Source organism: Arthrobacter sp. Soil_C_49 (assembly GCF_057656635.1).
The window spans coordinates 475,367-499,536 of the sequence record NZ_JBDGJZ010000002.1; the positions used below are offsets into that span (position 1 = coordinate 475,367).

At 65.8% G+C, this 24,170-nt stretch carries 19 protein-coding genes and 2 tRNA genes; 12 read left to right on the forward strand and 9 right to left on the reverse strand.

Going from position 1 to position 24,170, the window contains the following annotated elements:
- Positions 1–53 precede the first annotated feature (53 nt).
- Complete coding sequence (locus AC3A4Z_RS05595) at positions 54–2,186, forward strand: ATP-dependent DNA helicase UvrD2 (protein WP_498710632.1); 2,133 nt, start codon at positions 54–56, stop codon at positions 2,184–2,186.
- The gene (locus AC3A4Z_RS05600; protein WP_498710633.1) at positions 2,183–2,809 is read left to right on the forward strand and encodes a M48 family metallopeptidase; all 627 of its coding nucleotides are present in this window, start codon (positions 2,183–2,185) and stop codon (positions 2,807–2,809) included. Before AC3A4Z_RS05595 ends, AC3A4Z_RS05600 begins: the two co-directional genes overlap by 4 nt.
- Positions 2,810–2,815: 6 nt before the next feature.
- Here the strand turns inward: AC3A4Z_RS05600 and AC3A4Z_RS05605 are convergent, their stop codons facing one another.
- On the reverse strand, positions 2,816–4,255 hold the full coding sequence (locus AC3A4Z_RS05605) for a zinc-dependent metalloprotease (protein WP_498710634.1): 1,440 nt from the start codon (positions 4,253–4,255) through the stop codon (positions 2,816–2,818).
- 322 nt (positions 4,256–4,577) lie between these two features.
- Here AC3A4Z_RS05605 and AC3A4Z_RS05610 point away from each other — a divergent pair, with 322 nt between their 5' ends.
- The 5 genes from AC3A4Z_RS05610 to AC3A4Z_RS05630 all read left to right on the forward strand — a co-directional run bounded on the left by AC3A4Z_RS05610 (position 4,578) and on the right by AC3A4Z_RS05630 (position 10,232).
- Entirely contained in the window at positions 4,578–5,606 is a 1,029-nt protein-coding gene (locus AC3A4Z_RS05610) for a YlbL family protein (RefSeq protein ID WP_498710782.1), read from the forward strand.
- A gap of 150 nt (positions 5,607–5,756) precedes the next feature.
- The gene (locus AC3A4Z_RS05615; RefSeq protein ID WP_498710635.1) at positions 5,757–8,735 is read left to right on the forward strand and encodes a UPF0182 family membrane protein; all 2,979 of its coding nucleotides are present in this window, start codon (positions 5,757–5,759) and stop codon (positions 8,733–8,735) included.
- Between the two features lie 132 nt (positions 8,736–8,867).
- A tRNA-Met gene (locus AC3A4Z_RS05620) sits at positions 8,868–8,941 on the forward strand.
- Positions 8,942–9,086: 145 nt separating this feature from the next.
- Positions 9,087–9,160: transfer RNA gene (locus AC3A4Z_RS05625), tRNA-Met, on the forward strand.
- Positions 9,161–9,299: 139 nt separating this feature from the next.
- Positions 9,300–10,232, forward strand: coding sequence for a cytochrome b/b6 domain-containing protein (locus AC3A4Z_RS05630; protein ID WP_498710637.1), 933 nt, complete (start codon positions 9,300–9,302; stop codon positions 10,230–10,232).
- Positions 10,233–10,270: 38 nt separating this feature from the next.
- On the opposite strand, the gene AC3A4Z_RS05635 is transcribed toward AC3A4Z_RS05630, so the two are convergent.
- The 3 genes from AC3A4Z_RS05635 to AC3A4Z_RS05645 form a co-directional block, all read right to left on the reverse strand.
- Complete coding sequence (locus tag AC3A4Z_RS05635) at positions 10,271–11,701, reverse strand: cryptochrome/photolyase family protein (protein WP_498710639.1); 1,431 nt, start codon at positions 11,699–11,701, stop codon at positions 10,271–10,273.
- Between the two features lie 108 nt (positions 11,702–11,809).
- Positions 11,810–12,601 (reverse strand): PspA/IM30 family protein, encoded by a 792-nt coding sequence (locus AC3A4Z_RS05640; protein ID WP_493969990.1) that lies wholly within the window; start codon positions 12,599–12,601, stop codon positions 11,810–11,812.
- A 106-nt stretch (positions 12,602–12,707) separates the two neighbouring features.
- Positions 12,708–14,759: a TPM domain-containing protein gene (locus AC3A4Z_RS05645; RefSeq protein WP_498710640.1), complete on the reverse strand. Its 2,052-nt coding sequence runs from the start codon at positions 14,757–14,759 to the stop codon at positions 12,708–12,710.
- Between the two features lie 286 nt (positions 14,760–15,045).
- On the opposite strand from AC3A4Z_RS05645, the gene AC3A4Z_RS05650 reads away from it, so the two are divergent.
- The 4 genes from AC3A4Z_RS05650 (at position 15,046) to AC3A4Z_RS05665 (ending at position 19,520) form a co-directional block, all read left to right on the forward strand.
- On the forward strand, positions 15,046–16,713 hold the full coding sequence (locus AC3A4Z_RS05650) for a S1C family serine protease (RefSeq protein ID WP_498710642.1): 1,668 nt from the start codon (positions 15,046–15,048) through the stop codon (positions 16,711–16,713).
- Between the two features lie 255 nt (positions 16,714–16,968).
- Positions 16,969–17,769: an electron transfer flavoprotein subunit beta/FixA family protein gene (locus AC3A4Z_RS05655; protein WP_498710783.1), complete on the forward strand. Its 801-nt coding sequence runs from the start codon at positions 16,969–16,971 to the stop codon at positions 17,767–17,769.
- A gap of 14 nt (positions 17,770–17,783) precedes the next feature.
- Positions 17,784–18,737 (forward strand): electron transfer flavoprotein subunit alpha/FixB family protein, encoded by a 954-nt coding sequence (locus AC3A4Z_RS05660; protein ID WP_498710643.1) that lies wholly within the window; start codon positions 17,784–17,786, stop codon positions 18,735–18,737.
- Between the two features lie 3 nt (positions 18,738–18,740).
- Entirely contained in the window at positions 18,741–19,520 is a 780-nt protein-coding gene (locus AC3A4Z_RS05665) for a PIG-L deacetylase family protein (protein WP_498710644.1), read from the forward strand.
- Between the two features lie 85 nt (positions 19,521–19,605).
- Here AC3A4Z_RS05665 and AC3A4Z_RS05670 read toward each other — a convergent pair whose 3' ends face one another.
- The 4 genes from AC3A4Z_RS05670 to AC3A4Z_RS05685 form a co-directional block, all read right to left on the reverse strand.
- Complete coding sequence (locus AC3A4Z_RS05670; RefSeq protein ID WP_498710645.1) at positions 19,606–20,439, reverse strand: anti-sigma factor; 834 nt, start codon at positions 20,437–20,439, stop codon at positions 19,606–19,608.
- A gap of 1 nt (position 20,440) precedes the next feature.
- Positions 20,441–21,031: an ECF RNA polymerase sigma factor SigK gene (gene sigK, locus AC3A4Z_RS05675; RefSeq protein ID WP_050054509.1), complete on the reverse strand. Its 591-nt coding sequence runs from the start codon at positions 21,029–21,031 to the stop codon at positions 20,441–20,443.
- Positions 21,032–21,299: 268 nt separating this feature from the next.
- The gene (locus AC3A4Z_RS05680; protein WP_493970211.1) at positions 21,300–21,767 is read right to left on the reverse strand and encodes a TrmH family RNA methyltransferase; all 468 of its coding nucleotides are present in this window, start codon (positions 21,765–21,767) and stop codon (positions 21,300–21,302) included.
- A gap of 23 nt (positions 21,768–21,790) precedes the next feature.
- Entirely contained in the window at positions 21,791–22,732 is a 942-nt protein-coding gene (locus AC3A4Z_RS05685) for a J domain-containing protein (protein ID WP_498710646.1), read from the reverse strand.
- 214 nt (positions 22,733–22,946) lie between these two features.
- Here AC3A4Z_RS05685 and AC3A4Z_RS05690 point away from each other — a divergent pair, with 214 nt between their 5' ends.
- Positions 22,947–23,645, forward strand: a complete 699-nt coding sequence (locus tag AC3A4Z_RS05690; protein WP_498710648.1) for a hypothetical protein — start codon at positions 22,947–22,949, stop codon at positions 23,643–23,645.
- On the opposite strand, the gene AC3A4Z_RS05695 is transcribed toward AC3A4Z_RS05690, so the two are convergent.
- Positions 23,642–24,061, reverse strand: a complete 420-nt coding sequence (locus tag AC3A4Z_RS05695) for a hypothetical protein (RefSeq protein ID WP_498710649.1) — start codon at positions 24,059–24,061, stop codon at positions 23,642–23,644. The two genes, AC3A4Z_RS05690 and AC3A4Z_RS05695, sit on opposite strands and share 4 nt — an antisense overlap.
- Positions 24,062–24,170: the final 109 nt, after the last annotated feature.

Below are 24,170 nucleotides of genomic sequence, written 5' to 3' on the forward strand. Positions count from 1 at the left end.
ACATCTACCCATCAGACTCCAGCACGCGGTAGTCGAGACGAAAAAGCAGCAAAGTGACTACACAGAATTTTGACAGCGCAGCCTCGCTGGAAGACCGTATCCTCGGCGGCCTGGACGCCGAACAGCGTGAGGTAGCCAGCACCCTCAACGGACCGCTGTGCGTCCTTGCCGGCGCCGGCACAGGCAAAACCCGTGCCATTACCCACCGCATCGCCTACGGCGTCCACTCCGGGGTCTACACACCCCAGCGGCTGCTCGCCGTAACCTTCACGGCACGTGCGGCGGCGGAAATGCGCAGCCGGCTGCGCGACCTCGGGGCCGGCAACGTCCAGGCCCGGACGTTCCACGCCGCGGCACTGCGCCAGCTGCAGTTCTTCTGGCCGCAGGCCGTTGGCGGGACACTGCCCAACCTGCTGGACCACAAGGCCCAGATGCTCGCCGAAGCTGCCCGGCGGCTGCGGTTGAGCACGGACAGGGCGTCAATCCGCGATCTTGCCTCCGAAATCGAATGGGCCAAAGTATCCATGCTGACGCCCGCCAATTACCTCGAAAATGCGCAGGACAGAGGCACCCCCGGCGGGTTCGACCTCACCGCCGTCGCCAGGGTCTTCCAGTCCTACGAGGACGTCAAAACGGACCGCAACGTCATCGACTTCGAGGATGTCCTGCTGATCACCGTGGGCATCCTGCAGGAGGACGAAAAGGTGGCTGCCACCGTCCGCGAGCAGTACCGGCATTTTGTGGTGGACGAGTACCAGGACGTCTCCCCGCTGCAGCAGCGGCTCCTTGAGCTCTGGCTGGGCGGCCGGGACGAGCTGTGCGTGGTGGGCGATGCCAGCCAGACCATCTACTCGTTCACCGGCGCCTCCCCGAAGCACCTGCTGGAATTCAAGGCCCGCTATCCGCAGGCCAATGTGGTGAAGCTGATCCGGGACTACCGCTCCACCCCGCAGGTAGTGAAGCTCGCCAACGACCTCCTCGCCGGCAGGCGCAGCGGCGGCCCCGTGGCTGACGCCGCGTGGGCGGCCCCGCTGCAGCTCGTGGCCCAGCGTCCCGCAGGCCCCGTGCCGCAATTCACCGAGTGTTCGGACGACGAGGCGGAAGCCGCCACAGTGGCGCAAAAGATCAAGGCATTGCTCGACGCCGGCACCCCCGCCAGCGAAGTGGCAGTCCTTTTCCGCACCAACGGACAGTCCGAAGCGTACGAACAGGCCCTTGCCGCCGCCGGCATTGGCTACCAACTGCGCGGGGGAGAGCGGTTCTTTGCCCGCAAGGAAGTCCGCGACGCCATCCTGCAGCTGCGTGCCGCCACCCGGGCCGTCTCGGCGGAATCCCCGGAACCACTCGGCCAGCTGGTCCGCGATATCGTGGCCTCGCTCGGCTACACGGAGTCAGCGCCCCACAACGGCGGGGCACTGCGCGAACGGTGGGAATCCCTGGCGGCGCTCGTGGCCCTGGCCGACGAACTGGTCCAGTCCCGGGGGCCGGAGTTCGGCCTGGCCGACTTCGTGAATGAACTCCAGGAGCGCTCCCTGGCGCAGCACGCACCCACCGTGCAGGGGGTGACCCTGGCGTCCCTGCACGCTGCCAAGGGCCTGGAATGGGACGCGGTGTTCCTGGTGGGCCTCAGCGAAGGGCTGATGCCCATCTCCTTTGCTGACACGCCGGAATCCGTCGACGAAGAGCGGCGGCTCCTGTATGTGGGAATCACCCGTGCCCGGGAACACCTTTCCCTCTCCTGGTCCACGGCACGGACTCCCGGCGGCCGTGCCAACCGCAAGCCCTCCAGGTTCCTGGACGGGCTGCGGCCGGATTCCGTGGCAGGCTCAACCATTCGCGGAAAGGGGCCGGCGCCGCGGCGCAAGGCTGCTGCCCCGGCGGTCTGCAGGGTTTGCGGGAGCATGCTGAGCACGGGAGCCGAACGCAAGGTGGGCCGGTGCAACGCCTGCCCGCCCAGCTATGAGGAACAGACGTTCGAGGCGCTCAGGACGTGGCGCCGGGATACCGCCTTGTCCGCTGACGTGCCCGCCTTTGTGGTGTTCACGGATGCCACGCTCACGGCGATTGCCGAAGCAAAGCCTTCCTCACTGGAGGAACTTGCCGCACTTGCCGGCGTGGGACCGTCCAAGCTGGAACGCTACGGCGAAGACGTCCTCCGGGTCCTGGTCGAAAGCACCTCGCTGTGATCACCACAGCGGACGGCGCACCCGTCGAGGTCCGGCGGTCCGCCCGCCGCACCCGGACCGTCGCCGCGTTCTGGGAGAACGGGACGGCAGTGGTGGCCATCCCGGCGAGGTTCACGGCTGCCCAGGAAAAGGAATGGGTCCAGCGGATGCTGGCGAAGCTGCACAAGCAGGGGGAACGGCGTACAGCTTCCGGCCGGAAGCGCCCCGCCTCTGACGCCGCACTGGCCGCCCATGCCGCGCAGCTTTCCGAAAGGTACCTCGGCGGCCGGGCCGTGCCGGCGTCGGTTCGCTGGGTCAGCAACCAGAATTCACGCTGGGGTTCAGCCACGCCGGCGGAAGGCACCATCCGCCTGTCGGACAAGCTTCGTCCCATGCCCCAGTGGGTCATCGACTACGTGCTGCTCCATGAGCTGGCCCACCTCCTGGTGGCAGGGCACAACGCGGCGTTCTGGAAGCTGCTGGAGGCCTACCCCGAAACGGCGCGGGCGAGGGCCTTCCTGGAAGGAGTGTCCTATGCCATGGCCCGCGGCCTCAAGGACGGCAAAGCGCCGGACGGCCAGGGTGCCGTCCCACCGGGACAGGCACCCTGGCCGGATGAAACCTGGCCCGGCGACGCCGACTAGGCCGGCTTAGCTTTTCGGCGCACCGTCCGGGCCATTCTGGCCGTCCTTGCCGCCTTCGCCGTCCGCGCCGCCGGACTCTTCCGACCCGGCCGACGGGGACTCGTCAAACCCGCCGCTCAGCAACTTCTGCAGGGCGTCATCCACTTCACTGTCGCTGGCCTCGGCCAGCTTGCGGCGTCCGCTGAAGCCCTTCGGATCGTCCAGGTCCTCGGCGGTGGGCAGGAGGTCGGGGTGGTGCCAGATCGCGTCGCGGCCTTCGATGCCGCGTTCCTCCTTCAAAGTGGCCCAGAGTGTTGCGGCTTCCCGCAGGCGGCGGGGACGCAGTTCCAGCCCCACCAGGGCGGCGAAGGCGTGCTCTGCCGGCCCGCCGGTAGCCCGGCGGCGCCGTACGGTTTCCCGCAGCGCTCCGGCGGAGGGCAGCAGCTTCTCGGTGGCGGCCGCCGTAAGCTCGTCCACCCAGCCTTCCACGAGGGCAAGCGCCGTCTCCAGCTTTTCCAGCGCCTGGTCCTGGGCAGGAGTCCGCTGGGGCATGAACACACCCTGCGACAGGGCTTCCTGGATGCCCTCGGGATTGCTGGGGTCCAGGTCCCTGGCCAGTTCTTCGATGCGGGACGTGTCGATGTGGATGCCGCGGGCGTAGGCCTCGATGGCGCCCAACAGGTGGCCCCGGAGCCACGGGACCTGGACGAAGAGCCTTGCGTGGGCAGCTTCCCGGACGGCGAGGAAGAGCCGGATGTCGTTTTCGGGCAGGGACAGCCCTTCGCCGAAGGCCGCGATGTTCACGGGCAGCAGTGCCATTTCAAGGTCGGCAAGGGGCACACCGATGTCGGTGGAACTGACCACGTCCTGGGAGAGGGCACCAATGGCCTGGCCCAGCTGCATGCCGAAGATGGCGCCGCCCATGTTCTGGAGCATGGACGATGCCCCGCCCATCATCGACTTCATCTCTTCAGGCATCTGCTCCGTCATGGCGGACGAGAGCGCATTGGCAATGCTGTTCGCCACCGGTTCGGTCAGCCTCTTCCAGGTACCCAGCGTGGCCTCCACCCACTCGGCGCGGGACCAGGCCCGGCCGATCAGGCCGGTGCCGGGAAGATCGGTGACGGGGTCAAGCCACAGTTCAGCGAGCCGCAGGGCCTCGTCCACTTCACGGGACTGCTGCGAGGTCACTGACGGGTCGGCGCTTGACGCTGCCACCCGCCGGGCGTTCTCGTGGGCAAGCTGCCAGTTCACGGGCCCCTCGGACGGTGCGCTCATCATGGCCTGGACCTGCGAGAACATCTGGGCCAGCAGGTTGGGGTCGTTGGGAAGGCCTGCTGCCTTGGCCAGTTCGGCGGGGTCGAAATTTTCCATCCCCTTGCCGCCCATGAGGTTTTGCAGCATCTCTGTCAACGGGTCCTTGGGCGTATCGTCGCCGTTGGACGGATTAAGTGGGTTGGAGGTCATGATCCCGCCGATCGTCGGTGTGACTGGTGCTCAACCTTCACGGTACCCCGGTGCCGGTCGGCTGTCTGCCGCGCTGCGTTGCCGTTCGCTGTAGGCAAAGAACCGCAGCCGCCGGCCACCGCGTAGTGTTGGTTCAGTGACTACAACCCGTGGGGGCCACCCCTCCGAGGACCACGCCGAGGAACTCCAGCCCGGCCCCTGGCAAGCGGAAAAAGATAAGTACGACGCCGGCAGCGCACCCGCCGCTGCGCCGGCCGGTCCGTTCCGGGGAACCGAAGAGGTTCTGACTGGGCCCGAGCCCCGGAACCCGAAAGTCTCGGCCATGATGGTGGCAGGCGTGGCCGCGCTGGGCCTGGGCATCGCGGTGGGCACCCTGCCGGTGCCGTATGTTGTTGAATCGCCCGGCCCCACCTTTAACACTCTGGGCCAGAGCCAGGGAAGCCCCGTCATCAGCGTCACGGGCCGGGAAACCTATCCGGCAGCGGGCAACCTTGATCTGACCACTGTCTATGTCGACGGAGGCCCCAACGGTCCGGTGAGCATCCTGGGCGCATTCTCCGCCTGGCTCGACCGTTCCAAGGCGGTGTATCCCGTCGAGATGATCTATCCCACCGGCACCACCAAGGAAGAGGCGGAAGAGCAGAGTTCGGTGGCCATGACCACCTCGCAGGAGAACGCGGTGGCGTCGGCCCTCAACGAGCTGGACATCCCGTTCGGGGAGCAGCTGCAGGCAGCAGGCCTCTCCGAGGGTTCCGCCGCGGCCGGGAAAATCGAGCCGGGGGACATCCTCAAAACGATCAACGGCAAGGAGATCACCTCCTTGGCCGTCATCCAGGAGGAACTGGCGGCAGGAAAAGGCGCGCCCGCCACTGTAGTCGTGGAACGGGACGGCCAGGAGGTCAGCCAGGACATTACGCCCAAGGACAACGGCGAAGGGCGCTTCATCCTCGGCGTGATGCTCAAATACCTGTTTACCTTTCCCTTTGACGTGAAGATCTCGCTGGACAAAGTGGGCGGGCCCAGCGCCGGCCTGATGTTCTCGCTGGGCATCATCGACACCGTCACGCCGGGCGACCTGACCGGCGGCAAGCACATTGCGGGGACCGGAACCATCTCCCCGGACGGCACCGTGGGGCCCATCGGCGGGATCGGGCAGAAGATGCAGGGGGCCCACGCGGGGGGAGCCACACTCTTCCTCGCGCCCGCTGCCAACTGCGGGGAAGTGGTGGGACACATTCCGGACGGGCTGCAGGTGGTCAAGGTGGAGAACCTCGCAGAGGCGAGGCACGCCGTCGAACTCGCCGGGTCCGGCCAGGACACATCCGGCCTCCCGGCGTGTACAAACAACTAGACTGGGCAGGAACTAAGCTCTACCGCCACTCGTGGCAATTATGACGGCTGAACCAGCGTTTGACCGGTAAGGACGTCGCTCGCACGCACGCTACGCATCATCTGACCGACCAGCTATGAGGTACCGAGTTTGTCCCGACCCGCCAGCACCATGTCCACAGGTAGACCCCCGTCAAGACGCGGCGCGCTGACGCCCACCCTGATTGTTGTTGCCCTAGTGGTTGTGGGCTTCATCTTCTTCGCAAACGTCTGGACCGATGTCCTCTGGTACCGCCAGCTCGGTTTCATCGAAGTGTTCCTCACCGAGAACCTGGCCAGGATCGGCATCTTCGTGGCCGGATTCGCCGTGATGTTCCTTGCGGTCTTCTTCGCCATCCGCATCGCGTACCAGTCCCGCCCGGTGTATGCACCGGATTCGGAAATCCGCGACAACCTCAACCGTTACCAGGCGCAGCTGGAACCTGTCCGCCGCGTGGTGATGGTGGGCCTGCCCGTCCTCTTTGGCCTGTTCGCCGGCAGCGCCGCGGCGAGCCAGTGGCAGAAGGTCCTGCTGTTCTTCAACCAGGAGCCGTTCGGCCAGGAGGATCCGCAATTCCGCATGGACATCAGCTTCTACCTGATGACCCTGCCGTTCCTCGGTTTTATCACCGGGTTCCTGATCAGCGTGGTGGTTATCGCCGGAATCGCCGGAATCCTCACCCACTATCTGTACGGCAGCATCAGGCTGATGGAGCGTGGCGTGTTCACCAGCCGTGCCGCGCAGATCCACATTGCCGTCGCGGGCGCTGCCTTCCTGGTGCTCCTGGGCATCAACTTCTGGCTGGACCGTTTCTCAGCTGTGCAGGGTAACGGCGGCCGCTGGGCCGGTGCGCTCTACACGGACGTCAACGCCGTTATCCCCACCAAAGCCATCCTGGCGGTGGCTGCCGTGCTGGTTGCCGTCCTCTTCATTGTGGCCGCAGTCATCGGCCGGTGGCGCCTGCCCGTCATCGGCACCGCCATGCTGGTTATCACGTCAATCCTGGCCGGCGGTGTCTACCCCTGGGTGATCCAGCAGTTCCAGGTGCGCCCTTCGGAAGAGACGCTGGAAAAGGAATTCATCCAGCGCAACATCGACAATACGCGCAAGGCCTACGGGCTCGATGCCATCCAGGTGAGCCGCTATGACGCAACCAACACTGCGAGCACCGGCGCGCTTGCCCCGGATGCGCAGACCACGGAAAACATCCGCCTGCTGGACCCGAACCTGATCTCGGATGCGTTCTCCCAGCTGGAGCAGTACCGGCCGTACTACCAGTTCCCGGAAGCCCTGAACGTGGACCGCTACGAAGTGGACGGCAAGATCCAGGACACCGTGATCGCTGTCCGTGAGCTGAACCCCACCAACGTTGCCACCAACCAGCAGGGCTGGCTGAACCAGCACGTGGTGTACACCCATGGCTATGGTGTGGTGGCAGCCAAGGGCAACAAGTTCACGGTGGACGGCAAGCCGGACTTCCTGCAGTCAGGCATCCCGTCAACGGGCGTGCTGGGCGATGATTCGAAGTACCAGCCCCGGATCTACTTTGGCGAGTCCTCGCCGGAATACTCCATCGTCGGCGCCCCGGAGGGTGCCCCTGCCCGTGAGCAGGACAGGCCTTCCGGCCGCGAAGGGGAGGGGGAGACCCAGTACACCTTCGAAGGCAACGGCGGACCCAACGTCGGGACTTTCTTCAACCGGGTGCTGTACTCCATCAAGTTCCAGTCGTCGGACCTGCTGCTTTCGGACGGCGTCAACCCGGAGTCCCAGATCCTGTACGACCGCAATCCCCGTGAGCGCGTGGAGAAGGTGGCCCCCTACCTGACGGTGGACGGCAACGCGTACCCGGCCGTGGTGGACGGGCGCGTGAAGTGGATCGTGGACGGCTACACCACCAGCCAGTACTACCCGTACTCTCAGCAGGAACAGCTGTCCAACGCCACCGAGGACACCCAGACCACCTCGGGCCGAGCCGTGGCCCTGCCCAACAGCACGGTGAACTACATCCGGAACTCGGTCAAAGCCACGGTGGATGCGTACGACGGTTCGGTCACCCTCTACGCGTGGGACGACCAGGACCCGCTGCTGAAGTCCTGGCAGAAGGTTTTCCCCACATCGCTGAAGCCATACTCTGAAATGTCCGGCGATGTGATGAGCCACGTCCGCTACCCCGAGGACCTGTTCAAGGTCCAGCGCCAGCTCCTGGGGCAGTACCACGTCACTGACCCCTCCAGCTTCTACAAGACCAATGACGCCTGGAGCGTACCGGCGGATCCTACCGTGGACACCGACGTCAAGCAGCCGCCGTTCTACATGTCGCTGCAGATGCCGGACCAGGACAAGCCTGCCTTCCAGCTGACGTCGTCGTACATTCCGCAGATCGTCAACGGAAACGCGCGGAACGTTCTCTACGGGTTCCTGGCCGCCGACTCGGATGCCGGCAACCAGGCCGGAGTGAAGGCCGACAGTTATGGCAAGCTGCGGCTGCTGCAGATCCCGCCGGAGATCCAGGTCCCCGGCCCCGGCCAGGCGCAGAACAAGTTCAACTCGGATCCCACGGTGTCCCAGGCCCTGAACCTGCTGCGCCAGGGCGCCTCGGACGTGTTGAACGGCAACCTGCTGACGCTTCCTGTCGGCGGCGGCATCCTCTACGTCCAGCCCGTCTACCTGAAGTCCACCGGTGAGACGTCCTACCCCACGTTGCAGCGCGTCCTGGTGGCGTTCGGCGACAAGGTTGGCTTCGCCCCCACCCTGGACGAGGCGCTGAAGCAGCTCTTCGGAGGGGATTCCGGGGCAGCTGCCGGCGACTCGGACAACAACGGCCAGACGCCTGTTGATCCGGGTGCACCTGCCGCCCCGGCCGGAGCGGACGCCAAGGCTGAGCTGAAGGCAGCCCTCGACGAGGCCAACAATGCCATCAAGGCCGGACAGGCCGCACTCGCTGCCGGCGACTTCGCCGGCTACGGCGAGGCGCAGAAGCGGCTCTCGGCGGCCCTGGAGAAGGCCACCCAGGCAGAGGCGAAGATCCCGGTGGCGGCCCCCGAGGCCACCCCGGCGCCGGCGTCCACGGCAACTCCGGAAGCAACGCCGTCGCCCTCGCCGAGCAGCTGATCGGCTGTCATTGATCACGACGGCGGCAGCCGGCACCCGCTTCATCCGGAGCGGGTGCCGGGCCGGCGAGACGGAGATCACGCCCTCCCGATTTTGCCTGCTGTTCACCTCCCGGTAGAGTAGTTCTTGCGACGCGGGGTGGAGCAGTTCGGTAGCTCGCTGGGCTCATAACCCAGAGGTCACAGGTTCAAATCCTGTCCCCGCAACTGGAGAAAAGGTCCGGACACTGGAAACAGTGTCCGGACTTTTTGCTTTAAGCTTCGCCAAAGACGATGGCGCTTCGGGATGGGGGCCCAAGAAAAGGCGCGTGGCAAAACCCGCCGCAAAAGTAGGGTAGTGTTGATTCTGCGACGCGGGGTGGAGCAGTTCGGTAGCTCGCTGGGCTCATAACCCAGAGGTCACAGGTTCAAATCCTGTCCCCGCAACTTATGTGAAGACCCCGACCGGCAGACAAGCCGGACGGGGTCTTCTTTTTTCCTTGATTGCCGGCAGTTCCTAGTATTCTCTTTCGCAGAGCCTCACAGATCGTGAGCACCACGTCATTCTCGAGAGGAATGTTGCTCGATGTCCACACCCACGAAGAAGCCCGGCACTGTTGCGGGCAAGCGGTCCCGTCTCTATTGGGGTGTGCCCGCCGTCCTCGTGGCGCTGGTCCTGGTGGTGCTGGTCGCCAAGTGGCTGATGGGGCTGCCCGCCGTCGCTTCCTTCGTCACCGACTACCCGGGGCACTCGGAGCTTCCTGCAGGGGCGCCCGAAGGCTTTCCCGCCTGGCTGGCCTGGCAGCATTTCCTGAACGCGTTCTTCCTGCTGCTCATCATCCGGACCGGCTGGCAGGTGCGGACCACCACGCGTCCCAGCGGCCACTGGACCCGGAACAACAAGGGCTTCATCAAGACAAAGAACCCGCCCACCAAGATCAGCCTTGAGCTGTGGTTCCACCTCACGCTGGATGCCCTGTGGATCCTGAACGGCCTGGTGTTTGCCGTCCTGCTGTTCGCCACCGGTCAGTGGATGCGGATCGTGCCCACGAGCTGGGACGTGTTCCCCAACGCGCTCTCGGCGGCGCTCCAGTACGCGTCGCTGGACTGGCCCACGGAGAATGGCTGGATCAACTACAACGCGCTCCAGCTGCTGGCGTACTTCGTGACGGTATTCATCGCCGCGCCGCTGTCCTTCATCACCGGCCTGCGCATGTCCTCGGCGTGGCCCAAGAAGGCGGCCGGCCTCAACAAGGCTTTCCCCATTGAATGGGCCCGCGCAGTGCACTTCCCGGTGATGATCTACTTTGTCGCCTTTATTGTGGTCCACGTCTTCCTGGTGCTCGCCACCGGGGCGCTGCGCAATCTCAACCACATGTACGGCGCCCAGGACGGCGACGGCTGGTTCGGCTTCTGGGTTTTCCTGGCCTCGGTGGTGGTCATGGTGGCGGCATGGTTCCTGGCCCGCCCCATTTTCCTGCGCCCCATCGCGTCCCTGATGGGCAAGGTCAGCCGCTAAGGCGGTCGCCGGACGTCCGCCCAGGTCTATCCGCCAGGTCAGTCCTTGAGTTTCGCGTACGCTTCCAGGGCCCGCTCCCGGGATTCCGGCAGCCCCACCAGCGGCTCGGGGTAGCCAGGCGCGTCTCCGGCTTTCCACGGTTCATGGATGGCCTTGCCGTCGAGGCCTGCGAGTTCCGGAATGAACTGCCGCAGGTAGCGCCCGGCTGAATCGAACTTCTTGCTCTGCGTCACGGGATTGAAGATCCGGTAGTACGGGGAGGCGTCCGCACCGGAACCCGCCACCCACTGCCAGTTCGCCGGGTTGCTGGCGGCGTCCGCATCAACCAGCGTGTCCCAGAACCACTCCTCGCCGATGCGCCAGTCTGCCAAAAGATTCTTAACCAGGAATGACGCAGCCGCCATCCGCACCCGGTTATGCATCCAGCCCGTCTGCCACAGCTGCCGCATGCCGGCATCAACGAACGGGTACCCGGTCCGGCCCTGCTGCCAGGCCTTCAGCTCATTGGTGTTCAGCGCCTGCCACTGGAACCGGTCAAACTCGGGGCGGTAGTTGCGGGTGGCCAGCTCCGGATTGGTGTAAAGGAGGTGCCAGCAGAACTCCCGCCAGCCGAGTTCGGAACGGAAGATACCGACGTCGGCCGGCACCTTGTGCGGGAAGTGCCGCCGGATCTCCCGCCACACCCGGGAGGGACTGATTTCGCCGAAGCGCAGGTGCGGGGAGAGACGGCTGGTGCCCTCCACCCCGGGCACATTGCGGCCGGTGCCGTAGTCCTCGGCCGGCCCGTCCAGAAAGTCATCGAGGCGGTGCCTGGCGCCTTGCTCACCCGGTTCCCACGTTTCGGCCAGGCCTCGGCTCCAGTCGGGGGAGTGCGGCCGAAGGTTCCAGCTGTCCAGCTCGTCGCCGCGCGGCAGGCCTCCTCCGTTCGCGGCGGGGGGCGGCGGAAACTTCCGGGGCGGTTCCAGGGGCTCGCGGACGTCAGCGCCGGCAAGGCATGCGCGCCAGAAAGGCGTAAAGACCTTGTAGGGGCCCCCGGCTCCGGTGCGGACCGTCCAGGGTTCGAACAGAAGATTCGCCTGGAAGCTCGAAGCCTCGACGCCGTTCTTGCCGGCCCACTCCTTGACTTCGGCATCCACCGTCCGCTCCGGCTGTCCGTAACGCCGGTTCCAGAACAGATGGGCCGCCCCGGTCTCGACCGTAAGGCCCTGGATAACACCTGCCGCCGGTCCGCGGCGAAGGAGCAGGCGGGAACCGGCGGCTTCCAGGGCTGAGGCAAGAGCCGTCAAGGAATGATGCAGCCACCACCGGGTTGCTCCGCCCAGCGGCCGCACGCCGACGGACTCTTCGTCCAGGACGTAGACCACGGTCAAGGGCAGGCCAAGGGCTGCCGCCTCGGACAGTGCCGGGTTGTCGTCCAGGCGAAGGTCATCGCGCAGCCAGACGAGGGACGTGGGGTGGGAGGATGCCATGACTCCACGCTACACATACGGGCAACAGAAAGGCCGGGGCGCCGGCCCCGGCCTTTCATCAGTCCTCAGCGTCCCCGGTATCCTCGACGGGGCCGTTCTGCGAGGGTGTCAGAGTTTGTCGAAATCGGCTTCATTCACGGTGGACTCAGCGCCTGCACTGTTGCCCGAGCCGATGGCCGGCTTTGCGCTGCCGCCGGACTTCAGGGCCGCCAGGCGCGCCTCGATCTCCACCTGCTCGCCGAGGTCCTCCAGCTGGTTGAACTGCGCGTCCAGGCTGGACTCGGTGAGTTCCTGCTGTCCGCGGACCCGGGCTTCTTCGCGGCGGATCTTCTCTTCGAAGCGGCCCACCTCGCTGGTGGGGTCCATGATGTCGATGCTCTTGATGGCATCGTGCACCTGGGACTGGGCCGCGGCGGTCTTGGAGCGGGCCACCAGTTCGTTGCGCTTGCTGGTCAGCTGGTTGAGCTTGCCCTTCATCTGGTCCAGGCCGGTCTTGAGCTTGTCCACCACTTCACGCTGGGACGCGATGGCCGGCTCAGCGCCCTTGGCCTCGTTCTCAGCCGACATCTGGCGCTGCAGTGCCACCTTGGCCAGGTTGTCGAACTTCTCGGCGTCGGACACGTTGCCGTTGGCGCGGTACTCGTCTGCCTTGCGGGATGCGGCCAGGGCCTTGTTGCCCCAGTCGCGGGAGTTCTTGACGTCCTCGTTGTAGTCGTCCTCAAGCATCCGGAGGTTGCCGATGGTCTGCGCCACGGCGGACTCCGCCTCAGCGATGTTGTTGGTGTAGTCCCGGACCATCTGGTCCAGCATTTTCTGCGGGTCTTCAGCGTTGTCCAGCAAGGTATTGATGTTCGCCTTTGCCAGCTGCGCGATACGGCCGAAAATGGACTGTTTAACCATGGTGCTACCTTTCGTCCTGCTCTGTGATGACCACTGAAATCAGTGAACAGTTGTGTGTTGCTTGTATGGTTCTGGAGCCGAGGTTCGGCCGGGCAGAGCCTGGGTCCTAGAAGTCTCCGCCGCCGCCGGAGTCTCCGCCCCAGCCGCCACCCATGTCGCCGCCGCCGCCGAAGTCGCCGCCACCCCAGCCGCCGCCGTCGCTGTGGCCGCCGCCCCAACCTCCGCCACCACCGCCGTTGAGGATGGAGTTGATCAGGATGCCGCCAAGAATGGCGCCACCGAGTCCGCCTCCGCCGCCTCCACCGAACATGCCGCCCCGGCCGTAGCCCTGGTTGGCGTAGCCGTCGAAGTGGTCAACGTCAGCTTGCGCCAGCTGGGCTGCCTGGGCAGCGAGGGCGTGCGCCTGCTGCGCGTAGGTCAATGCGGTGACGGGATCGGTGCGTGCGATGGACAGCGCGTAGTCAAGGTTCCGCTGGGACTCCGCCAACCTGGTACGGGCCTCGGTTCCCACGCCGCCGCGCCGGGCGGTGATGTAGTCGGAGGTGGCGCTGATTTGGGCCTGCGCAGACATGATGGTCTGCTGCAGCGACGCTTGCGCCCGCCGTGACTGCTCCTGCTGGTCGCGGATTCCACTCAGGGCCTGGTCCAGGGACTGGTGGGCGGTCTCCACCCGCTGCAGGGTTGCGATCGGATCGATCTTCCCGCCCTGGATGTCTGACTTGACCTGGGCGAGCGTCGCTTCCACGCCGGCCACCGGGCCCGCCAACTCGGGATGGGCGCCGGACTGGATCATGGCACGCGCCTGGGCAAGGTCCTGGGAGGTGTCCACCACCGCGGACTCAAGGCCGTTGCGGGCCTCGTCAAGGCTCGACGAGACCTTGGAAATGGCGTCCAGGAGCACGTTCGTCTGGTGCAGGCTCTCTTCCGCTGCCCGGACAGCCACTGCAGCCATGCTTCCTTCGCCCTCACCCAGCTTCTGCTCAGCGGTGACTGAGGCGTTCTGGACGAAAGCGAGACGCTCCTTGGCCTGCAGGATGTTGTCCGAGACCTGGGCAAGGGCGCTCTCGGCATACTTGGCGCGCAGGGCAGTGAGGGACGCCTCTGCGCTGGAGATCTTAGCGTCCGCTTCACGGGCGCCGGCATTGACGCGCGCCAGTGCCTGCGGTGCGTTTTTCTCCAGTTCGCGCAGGGAATCGAAGTCCGCCTTCTGCTCCTGGAGCGAGGCCAGCGCGGCCTCGGAGCGGCGGATGATCTCGCCCAGCCAGGAGCGCTGCTGCTCTTCGGTATCCGGAATGTGGTCGTCCAGCTGCTGCTGCAGCTTGAACGACTCAGTCATGTGGGCCTTGGCTTCATCCAAGGCCTTGGTGAAATTGCCGACGGCGGAATCACCGTACTGTGCCTGGGCGAACATCAGTTCCTGTTCGCTGGACTTTATGGCGTCGTCTGCTTCGATGAGCAGCGAACCGCTCTTGCGGCGCAGTTCTTCCACGCTGAGGGACGCCAGCGGGTCCACCTCGCCACCCTGCGGGCCGTAGCTGGCGCTGGATGACTGGGCTTCGGCAGCCTTCTTCCTCCGGTTACGGAAGTACAGGTAGGCGCCGGCGCCACCTGCGGCCACTACACCCGTGCCCACCAGAACAGCAGCACCGGCGCTTCCATCAGAGGGGACGTTGCCGCTGCCGCCGCCCGCAGCATCACCGATAGCGCCTGCAGCATTGATGGCGGCCTGGGCGTAGTTGTCATTCGCCAACTGCGGACCGATGGCTTTGCTCTTGATGTTTTCGACTTGGGCGTTGGTGATCTTGCTGCCGCCCTTGTTCAGGATGTACTGCCGGGTATCGGTGGCAACGGCGAGGATCAGGGCATTGGAACCAAGATTGGCCTTTTGGGCGACCTCGTCCGTCCAGGCCTCCCGATCGGCCGGGTTTTCGAACTTCTTGACGGTGACGACATGAAGCACCATGGCATGGTCGGTGCCAAGTTTCTTGATGGCTTCCTGCACCTGGGCTTTTTGTGACCCCAGGACACCGGCGGAATCCACGATCTTTGTTGTGGGATCCAGGGTGACCGGATCCTCGGCCCAGGCAGCGCCAGCGGGTACCGCCAGCAGCCCGGTAAGGCCGATCACGGCGAGAATACGTTTGAACTTTGACCGCATGTGCAACCCTTCAGCACGCCTGACACCGATTCGGGACGAACCGGTCGTCTCAGAATGCAGCAGCGCCCCCACGCAGTGTGTAAAGCCGCAGGTCGCTGTGGCAATCATCTTGATTCTATGGTGCACCCCACAGCCCGTCCATTGAGCTGAATATGCCACCAGCGAAACGGTGCAAGGCGCCGGAAAACCGCGGAACAACGGGATTCAGCAAGCTCTCAGCAAACATCCGAGCTAGGTACAGGGAGGGAGTCCATAGTTAATGCAGACGAGGATGAAAGGAAGTCCCATGACTGAGAACCAGACCCCCGGCGCCGCTCCCGAGAACCGCGGTCCGGGCCGGCAGGATCCGTGGCAGCAGCAGTCCGCCCAGCCCGGGCACAATCCTGAGGTTCACGGTGCGGATGACCCGGAAGCCTCGGACGCCGCGGCGGCCAGCGGAGCAGCCGGCCCGCGCCAGTACCCCACGGAAAGGCTTGAGCCGGCGAACCCCACCCAGGAACTGCCCGGGACACGTCCGGTGTACCCGCAGCGCCAGCCCTATCCGCAGCGCCAGCCGTTCTATGGGCAGGGCACCCCGGGCGGGCAGGACGGCGACCGGGCAGGCGGGCCGGGGTACGGACAGTCCCACGGGAACGACGGAGCGCCCGCACCACATGCCCACTACGGCTACTACGGCCAGCACAACAGCCAGCACGCAGCGGCCGGCGCCCCTGTGGGCCTGGCCCCAAACCCCAAGGATGCTCCCCGCAGGAAAGCATCATTCGGCGTCGGTACCCTGGTGGCCAGCATCCTCGCCGCCGGCCTGGTGGGCGGGGGAGTAGCCACCGTTGGCTCCGGCGAACTGTTCGATAATGCAGGCTCCACGGCCACCACCAGCAGCAACAGCCAGCCGGGCACCGTCATCGTCAACAACAAGGACAATGTCAACGCCATCACCGCAGCGGCCGTGAAGGCCTCGCCCAGCGTGGTGACCATCAGCGCTGCCAGCGGCGGCGCCGGCGGCACCGGTTCAGGCATCGTCCTGGACGACCAGGGACACATCCTCACCAACACCCACGTGGTCACGCTGGACGGCCAGACAGCCAACGCGTCCCTCGAAGTCCGTACCAGCGACGGAAAGGTGCTGAGCGCCAAGCTGGTGGGCACGGACCCGTTGTCCGACCTCGCAGTCATCAAGGTGGACAATACTTCCGGCCTCACCCCTGCCACCCTTGGTGACTCCGGCAAGCTCAACGTAGGGGACACCGCGATTGCCATCGGATCGCCACTGGGCCTTACCGGCACCGTCACGGACGGTATCGTCTCCACGCTCAACAGGACCATCAGCGTGGCCTCCGCCGCCGCCCCTGAAGAGGGCGACAACGCGGAGGGTGACGACGAAGGCGGCTTCCAGTTCGCCCCGCCGGGCGGCGGCCAGAGCCAGCAGACCACCGGCCAGGGCGAGATTTCCATCAACGTCATCCAGACGGACGCCGCCATCAACCCGGGCAACTCCGGCGGTGCCCTCGTGAACAGCAGCGGTGAGATCATCGGCGTCAATGTGGCCATTGCCTCCGCCGGTTCCGGGTCATCGTCCTCATCCAGCGGCAACATCGGCGTAGGGTTCAGCATTCCCATCAACCACGCCAAGCGGGTGGCCCAGGAAATCATCGACACCGGCAAGGCGTCGCACGGCCAACTCGGCGTCAGCGTCAAGAAGAAGGCCGCTTCCAGCGCCGCCTCCGAATTCTCGGTTGGGGCAGAAGTAGCCACCGTGGAGGCGAGCTCCGCAGCAGGGAAGGCAGGGATCAAGGTGGGTGATGTCATCACGAAATTCAATGATCTTGCCATCGGTGAGCCTGAGCAGCTGACGGCCGCCGTGCGGGAGCAGCCCGCCGGTTCCAAGGTCAAGATCACGGTCCAGCGCAACGGTGCCGAACAAACCTTCGACGTTACGCTCGGCACCGCAAGCTAGCATCGGCACCCCGCGGCCGCAGCAGCGCAGGGAAGGTTCGACGGCGGTGTTCCCCGCTTCAGGTGGGGCGCCGCCGTCGAGCGTTCCTGCCGGCGACGTAAAAGTGCTGACACTGGCGTAATGGAAGCGGGCGGAGCCCAGCGTCGATGTGGTTAGCTAGGAGCTACCCGTACGCCGGGCATCCCGCGGCCATGACCCTACCCGGCTGGCTGTCCACAAGCATGGAAGGCTGCTGTCGATACAGTGGAGAAGACATTGAAGATCATCGTCCTGGTCAAGCATGTACCGGACGCCCAGTTCGACCGGCACCTCAACGGGGAGCGCTACACGACGGACCGTGACGAAAGCATCCTGTCCGAGCTGGACGAATACGCGCTGGAGGCCGCACTGCAGCTGGCCGAGGCGCGGGGCGGCAGCAAGGCAGGCAACCAGGTCATCGCGCTGAGCATGGGACCTGCCGGTGCCGTCAACGCCGTGAAGAAGTCCCTGCAGATGGGCGCCACCGAGGGCGTCCACCTGACGGACGAAGCTCTGGCAGGATCCGACGCCGCAGCCACGTCGCTTGCGTTGGCTGCCGCTGTCCGGCGCCTGGGCCAGGACGGACCCGTGGACCTGATCATCACCGGCATGGCCTCCACCGACGGCGAAACCTCCCTGGTGCCCGCGCAGCTGGCCGAGCGCCTTGGCCTGCCCCAGGTCACCTTCGCCTCCTCGCTGGACGTGGACGGCGGACGGCTGGTGGCACGCCGGGACGCGGACACAACCTCTGAAACGGTCGAAGCCCCCCTGCCCGCAGTGGTGTCCGTGACGGACCAGATCAACGAGCCCCGGTACCCCAACTTCAAGGGCATCATCGCCGCCAAGCGCAAGAGCATCACCACCCTGTCCCTCGCCGACATCGGACTGGACTCCGCGCAGGTGGGACACTCAGGCTCCTGGACCACCGTCATCAATGCGGAGGAGCGGCCGCCCCGCACCGCCGGCACCATCATCACCGACGAAGGCGACGCCGGCATCAAGCTGGTTGACTTCCTGGCCGCCCAGAAGCTGCTCTAAGAGGGATCACCGACATGGCAAAAGTACTTGTATTTATTGACAACCCCGGCAACGCGCTGAAGAAGAGCAGCCTTGAGCTGCTGACCCTTGCCCGTTCCCTCGGCGAGAGCGCCGTGGCCCTCAACGGCGAACTGCAGAGCGACGTCTCGGCCACATTCGCGGAATACGGCGTCAGCACTGTCCTGCGCCCCTCCGCCGAGGACCTCAACGATTACCTTGTGGCGCCCAAGGCCGCGTACCTCGCAGCCGCGGCAGAGCAGACCGGGGCCAGCATTGTCCTGCTGGACAACTCACCGGAAGGCAAGGAAATCGCCGCCCGGCTCGGCATCCGCCTCAACGCCGGCGTCATCACCGACGTCGTCAGCGTGGATGCGGACGGCACGGCACACAAGTCTGTCCTCGCCGGTTCCTACAACACAGCCTGCAAGGCCAGCACCCCCGTTTCGGTGCTGACGGTCAAGGCCAACAACGTGGTCCCCGAGCCGGCTGCCGCGCCCGGCACACCGGAAACCGTCACCGTTGAGGTACCGGCCGGCAGCACAGCAGCAGCTGCCCGGATCACTGCCCGCGAGCAGAAGGTTGCCAGCGGCCGCCCGGACCTCACCGACGCCCGCATCGTGGTGGCCGGCGGCCGCGGCCTGGACGGCGACTTCGGCCCCGTGGAGGAACTCGCCGACGCCCTCGGAGCGGCAGTGGGCGCATCACGTGCAGCTACCGACGCCGGCTGGATCAGCCACGATGCGCAGGTGGGCCAGACAGGCAAGACCGTGTCCCCGCAGCTTTACATTTCCGCAGGCATCTCCGGCGCCATCCAGCAGAAGGCCGGCATGCAGACTGCAAAGGTGATTGTGGCCGTGAACAAGGACGCCGAATCTCCCGTCTTCGAGATTGCGGACTTCGGCATCGTCGGCGACCTCTTCGACGTCCTCCCGCAGGCCACGGCTGAGATCAAGAAGCGCAAAGGCTGATTATTGACTGCCTCAGCCAGCCAGGCACAGAGCCCGTTCAATCCGGCCACGGACCGGATTGGACGGGTGCTCTGTTTTGCGGCCCACCCGGACGACATCGACTTCGGCGCTGCCGGCACTATTGCCGCGTGGACAGCGGCCGGCGTCCAGGTCAGCTACTGCATCATGACCGACGGCGACGCCGGCGGCTTCGATCCCGCCCACCGAGCCAACATCATCGCCATGCGCGACGCCGAGCAGCGGCGCGCGGCGGAGCTGGTGGGCGTATCCGACATCCACTACCTCCATCAGCGCGACGGCTACCTCGAGGCCTCGCATGAGGTGATGCGCGGGGTGGTGAAGCTTATCCGCGAGCTGCGTCCCGACGTCGTACTGGCCATGCATCCGGAAAGGAACTGGCGGCGCATCCAGAAAAGCCATCCGGACCACCTGGCGGTGGGGGAGGCCGTGACCCGGGCGGTTTACCCCGCGCTGGAAAACCCCTTCGCCTACCCCGAACTCGCCGAAGCCGGTCTGACCGCGTACAAGCTCCCCTGGTTGTGGCTGTACGCAGGGCCTGATGAGCGGGAAAACCACTTTGTTGACGTGACGCCCCAGGTGGAGGCCAAGCTGAAGGCGATCCACGTCCACGTCAGCCAGCATCCCGACGTCGACGCCATGGAAGCAGCAGTGCGCCGGGGCATGCATGTCAACGCCGAACGTGCCGGCTTGCCTGCAGGGCACAGTGCCGAGGCGTTCCACGTAGTAGCCGTCAACGGGCCGGGAACTATCGCCGGTTTCTGATCCGGACTGCAACAACGCCCCGTGACCGTCCTTCAGGACGATCACGGGGCGTTAGCTGTTTGCTTTGCTCAGCGGGGCCGTGCTGCTACGCGCCCAGCGGGGCGGCAGCGACGGTGGGCAGCGTAGGCGAGGTGGATCCGCCGACGGGCTCAACGGTGATCCCGAGCGCCGCAGCAGAGGCGATGCCCTCCACCACCGCAGGCTTGGACAACGCCTCCGCGTCCATCAGGCCTTGGGAAACCGGTGCCGACCCGTCCCTCGGGATCAGCCACATCTGGTAGACCTTGCCTTCGGGCGGGGCAGGGACACCGTTCATCTTGACCACCAGGGCGTCCTTTGACGCAGAGACCAGGACCGTTGCCGTGCCGCCTGCGGCCACCGGGACTGAGGCTTCGCGGACGTCATCGGCACGGACCACCTGGTTCAGGGGATCATTCTGGTCGGCGATGTAGGATCCGACGCCGACACCGCCCAGGGCGATCGCTGCTGCGGCCGCAATGCCCGCCAGCCAGCGGCGGGTGCCGGCAGGACGCCGCCGCTCCTCCCGGCGTTGCCGTGCCTTGGCCAGTTCATCGGTGGAGACCTCCTGCGCGGGCCCCGGGGACTCCGGTTGGACCGGCAGTTGTGCCGGCAGTTGGGCGATGATCCGGTCGAAAAGGTCGGCCGGCGGCTCCTCCTCCGCCCTGAATGTCCGGGTGAGCGTTTCCCTGGACTGGCGTACGCGTTCCAGGAAGGAAGCCCGCTCCGCTGCCGGAGCCGCTGAAATGTACTCCTCGATGGTGCGGCGTTCCTCGTCCGTTACTGCATCAAGGGCATACAGCTCGGCCAGGTCGATGGCGCGGCCGGAAGCGAGGTCAGCGGAGACGGTATCGCCAAAGGCGCCGGAACGGCCGGCCCGTCCCTGGTTCATTTCTGTCATTTCAACTCACCCCCAGGCAGGTCTTCAAGCGGATCAGTCCGTCGCGGATGCGGGACTTGATGGTGGGTACTGCAGCGTTCAGCCGTTCGGCAACTTCCCGGTAGGTGAGCCCGCCGTAGTAGGCAAGGCGGACCGATTCCTGTTGCGTTTCGGTCAGGGTAGCCAGGCACCGGACCACCGCCTCGGCTTCAAGCCTGCTGCCCACTTCGTCCGAAACGGTGTCGTGGTCGATGTCCTGGGTGCTGGCCCCGTAGCGGGCTTCGCGGTCTGTGGCGGACTGCGCTGACCGGACCCTGTCCACGGCGCGCCGGTGGGAAATGGTCATCAGCCAGGAGAGCGGGCTTCCGGCGGCGGGGTCGAACTTGGCCGCGTTTTGCCAGACCTGCAGGAAAACCTCCTGGGTGGTGTCCTCGCTAAGCTCAGCATCAATCAGGACCCTGCGGGCCATGCCGTACACCCGGCGGGACGTCAACCGGTAAAACTCCGCAAACGCCGTCCGGTCACCCTGGGAAATTTGTCCCAAGAGGACTGCGAGCCGTTGACTGAGCTCAGCCGGCGTGTCTGTGACAGCGGGAGCATCGGGAGTATCCATTACTACCAAGCATAAGTCTCCCGGAGGTGAATCCTCAGCAGTGCTGCCGGGGATGCCCCGGCTGGTCCTGGAACCTGCCCGGAGAAGTGTCACCTGCCGCTCCTTGATCGCTAATGGACTGTTCTCAGGAGGGATTCGGCACAGTTGGGGGTGCGGATGGGCCAGGCCGGAAAAAAGTTTCGGCGGAGCCTGGCTGCGCTGGCTTTGGGAGGGGCGCCGGCCGGAATACCCGGAATACACGCCGGCGCCCCTCCGGCCTGCAGGGGTGCTAGAGCTTTGCGCCCGCGAAACCCTGCTGGCGCCAGGCCTCGTAAACGGCGATGGAGGCAGCATTGGCCAGATTCAGCGAGCGCAGTGCCGGCAGCATGGGCAGCCGCACCGTTGTGGTGACATGGGGGTCCGTCTTCATCTCCGGCGGCAGGCCCACTGATTCGCGCCCGAACATCAGGACGTCGCCGGGCTGGTAGGCGATGTCCGTGTAGCTGGCTGCTCCGTCGGAGGTGAAGGCATAAACACGCTCGGGCTGCAGATGCTGCCAGGCGTCCTCGATTGTGCGGTGCACGGTGACGACGGCGAGGTCGTGGTAATCCAGGCCGGCGCGGCGAAGCTTCGCGTCCGAGAAATCGAACCCGAGGGGCTCCACCAGGTGCAGTTCGGCACCGGTAATGGCTGCCAGCCTGATGGCGTTGCCGGTATTGCCGGGGATTTCGGGTTCATGGAAGAGGATGCGGAACACCATCCCATCCTAGTCAACGCGGGTCAGTGCATGCCGCGCAGCAGCCGGGCCAGCACCGGGACGTTGACCGTGTTGGGGGCCGGTCCTGATGCCAGGAACTCCTTGACGCCCCGCACCAATCCTGCCGCGTTGACGATCCGGACGCTCTCCAGGGCCCCCGAGGACCGGCGGTGGTTGTCGATCACCGGTTCATGCAGGTTCCCGCCCGGACTCAGCACCACCGTCCAGCCGGTCACGTTCAGCTCGGGGAAGATGTCCTGCATGGCACGTACCACGTGCGCCAGCTGCGGCGGAGCAATCGAGCGCCCGCCGTGGTTAAGGGTCCTGCCGTCCCAGGCGTAGGCACCCTTGGGCAGCAGCATGGAGCCGATGAGCGCCAGGCGGTATCCGGACAGTACCGCATGGTCGATGTGGCTGTTGTCGGCGGGCGACTGGAGTCCATTGATCAGGCGTGCCGCCGGAATGGCCGGCAGCACCTGCCGGGTCAGGAGCTGGACCGTGCGCATTTCCCGCTGGATCCGTGCTTCGGCCCCGAAAATGCCGCGCTTCCGCGGCATCCCGTGGACCGGCTGGCTGGCCTGCGCCAACGGAATCAGGGCCACGCCGCCGTCCGCTCCCGGCGTGTAGGGCGGGACGTAAACCGGCGGGTCGCCCGCCGTGTTCCGGGCGCCGGCGCTCTTGTGCACCGTGGCCGAAGCCCTGCTGCCCGCCGGCGGTGCATCAAAGTGCGGCTCGCCGTCGGTTCCATTGGCTGTACCTGCGGCGTAGGAGCGGTCGTACGCTTTCCTGCGCTGCGGGTCGATCAGGGTTTCATAGGCGCTCGTGACGCGGCGGAAAGCGGCAGGATCCCCGCCATGATCGGGGTGGGCCAGGCGGGCGGCCCGCCGGTAGGCCACCTTAATTTCCTTTTCGGTGGCGGTGACTGCCACGCGAAGCACCTGGTAGTGGGAGCTGCTCTCGGTCAAGCACTCATCCTTCGTGTTGAAACGGCCGGTCCGCGGCGGGCAGCCCTGTGGGGCCAGCTTATCGGCCCTTGATCTGACAACGTCCGTGCCTGGGCTTGGGGTTCCCGGCACCGGCGGGATCCGGCGGAGTTTAGACTCGTGAAGGGTTGCTGCCGCGGCGGCACGCAAAGCAGCAGGCAGCAACGGCAGGCCAGGGAACACAGTGGGGGCGGACATGGAAAAGCGGACGACGGCGGCACCGGCCGGCAGGATCGGGCCGCTACGGTTGCCGCTGGCGGCAGCTGTTCTCGCCTCCGTGATGACCGCCGGCTGCAGCGTTGGTGTTCCGGACCCGACGGCAGCCCAACCTGCGGAAACTGCCCCGGTACTTGCCACCCCCACCATTACTCCCGGCCACGATGCCGAGGCTATGGCCGCTCAGGACCTGCCTTTCGCGTCCGGTGGCATCCTCGCCGAGGGAGTGCCCGTGGGCATCTCGGACGGGCTGAAGGACGCTCCAGGCTGGAAGATGGTCAAGGACAATGTGGCCGGCGAAAGCCAGTACCTCAAAGCGGACGGGTGCCTCGTTGCCGCCAAAGTCCGGACCAACCAGGCGGTGCTGGCGCGCGCTGATGACCGGGAGTCAACGGTAGCGCTCTTCCAATACCTGGATCCCACCATCCTGCCCGAGTACCTGAAACCGGCCACGCTGCGGTGGGGTGGTGACGAGTCCACTCCTGGCCACACGCTGGAGGTGCTGGTCCTGGAAGAGGCGGCGGCGCCAGGGGCCCGGGCCACTGCGGTCATGGCAAGGCTCTTTGGCAGGTCCGGATCCTCGGTCTACGTTTCTGTCTCGTGCCCGGATGCGTCTGCCCTGGCCGCGGCGAGGGCAGACGCTGTCCGGTTCCTGCCGGTCCTGCCTCCTTCGGCCTAGATCCCGGACGGCCGGGCGGTCCGCTGGGAGAGCCGGTTCAGCGCGAGGGCAGCGACGAGCAGTCCGAAGTCACGGAGGGCAACGTCGAAGAAGCTTCCGAGCAGCAGGAGGTTGACGATGATGCCGGCGAGCCATGCTGCCACGAGGAGCGAGCCGAACCTGGGCCGGACGGCAACAGCGATGCCGGCGAGGACTTCCACCACCCCCACCACGTACATCAACGTCTGGGCAGGCAAGGGCACCAGTGCCGTTGCCTGCGGGGCAAGGTAGATGGTCCAGTCCGCCAGGATGTTTGCGAACTTATCGAGCCCGAAGATGATGGGCGCGACCGTGAAAACAGTCCGCAACAACAGGAAGGCCTGCTTGGCCGGTTCCATGGTGGTGGTGTTGGCGCGCAGTGCTGATGTGGTTTTCACAACTGACTCCTTCTAAAAGTAGGTTCTTCTATTTTAGAAATCCAAGAGGTCTATAATCAATACATCTTGACTTTGGATTGGTGGAGTAATGGCCAGACTTCCCTGGGCG

Coding starts and splice junctions, on each gene's coding strand:
- AC3A4Z_RS05605 (WP_498710634.1), bottom strand. CDS start 4,255: ATGACCTCCAACCCACTTAATCCGTCCAACGGCGACGATACGCCCAAG.
- AC3A4Z_RS05610 (WP_498710782.1), top strand. CDS start 4,578: ATGATGGTGGCAGGCGTGGCCGCGCTGGGCCTGGGCATCGCGGTGGGC.
- AC3A4Z_RS05615 (WP_498710635.1), top strand. CDS start 5,757: ATGTCCACAGGTAGACCCCCGTCAAGACGCGGCGCGCTGACGCCCACC.
- AC3A4Z_RS05630 (WP_498710637.1), top strand. CDS start 9,300: ATGTCCACACCCACGAAGAAGCCCGGCACTGTTGCGGGCAAGCGGTCC.
- AC3A4Z_RS05635 (WP_498710639.1), bottom strand. CDS start 11,701: ATGGCATCCTCCCACCCCACGTCCCTCGTCTGGCTGCGCGATGACCTT.
- AC3A4Z_RS05640 (WP_493969990.1), bottom strand. CDS start 12,601: ATGGTTAAACAGTCCATTTTCGGCCGTATCGCGCAGCTGGCAAAGGCG.
- AC3A4Z_RS05645 (WP_498710640.1), bottom strand. CDS start 14,759: ATGCGGTCAAAGTTCAAACGTATTCTCGCCGTGATCGGCCTTACCGGG.
- AC3A4Z_RS05650 (WP_498710642.1), top strand. CDS start 15,046: ATGACTGAGAACCAGACCCCCGGCGCCGCTCCCGAGAACCGCGGTCCG.
- AC3A4Z_RS05660 (WP_498710643.1), top strand. CDS start 17,784: ATGGCAAAAGTACTTGTATTTATTGACAACCCCGGCAACGCGCTGAAG.
- AC3A4Z_RS05670 (WP_498710645.1), bottom strand. CDS start 20,439: ATGACAGAAATGAACCAGGGACGGGCCGGCCGTTCCGGCGCCTTTGGC.
- sigK (WP_050054509.1), bottom strand. CDS start 21,031: ATGGATACTCCCGATGCTCCCGCTGTCACAGACACGCCGGCTGAGCTC.
- AC3A4Z_RS05690 (WP_498710648.1), top strand. CDS start 22,947: ATGGAAAAGCGGACGACGGCGGCACCGGCCGGCAGGATCGGGCCGCTA.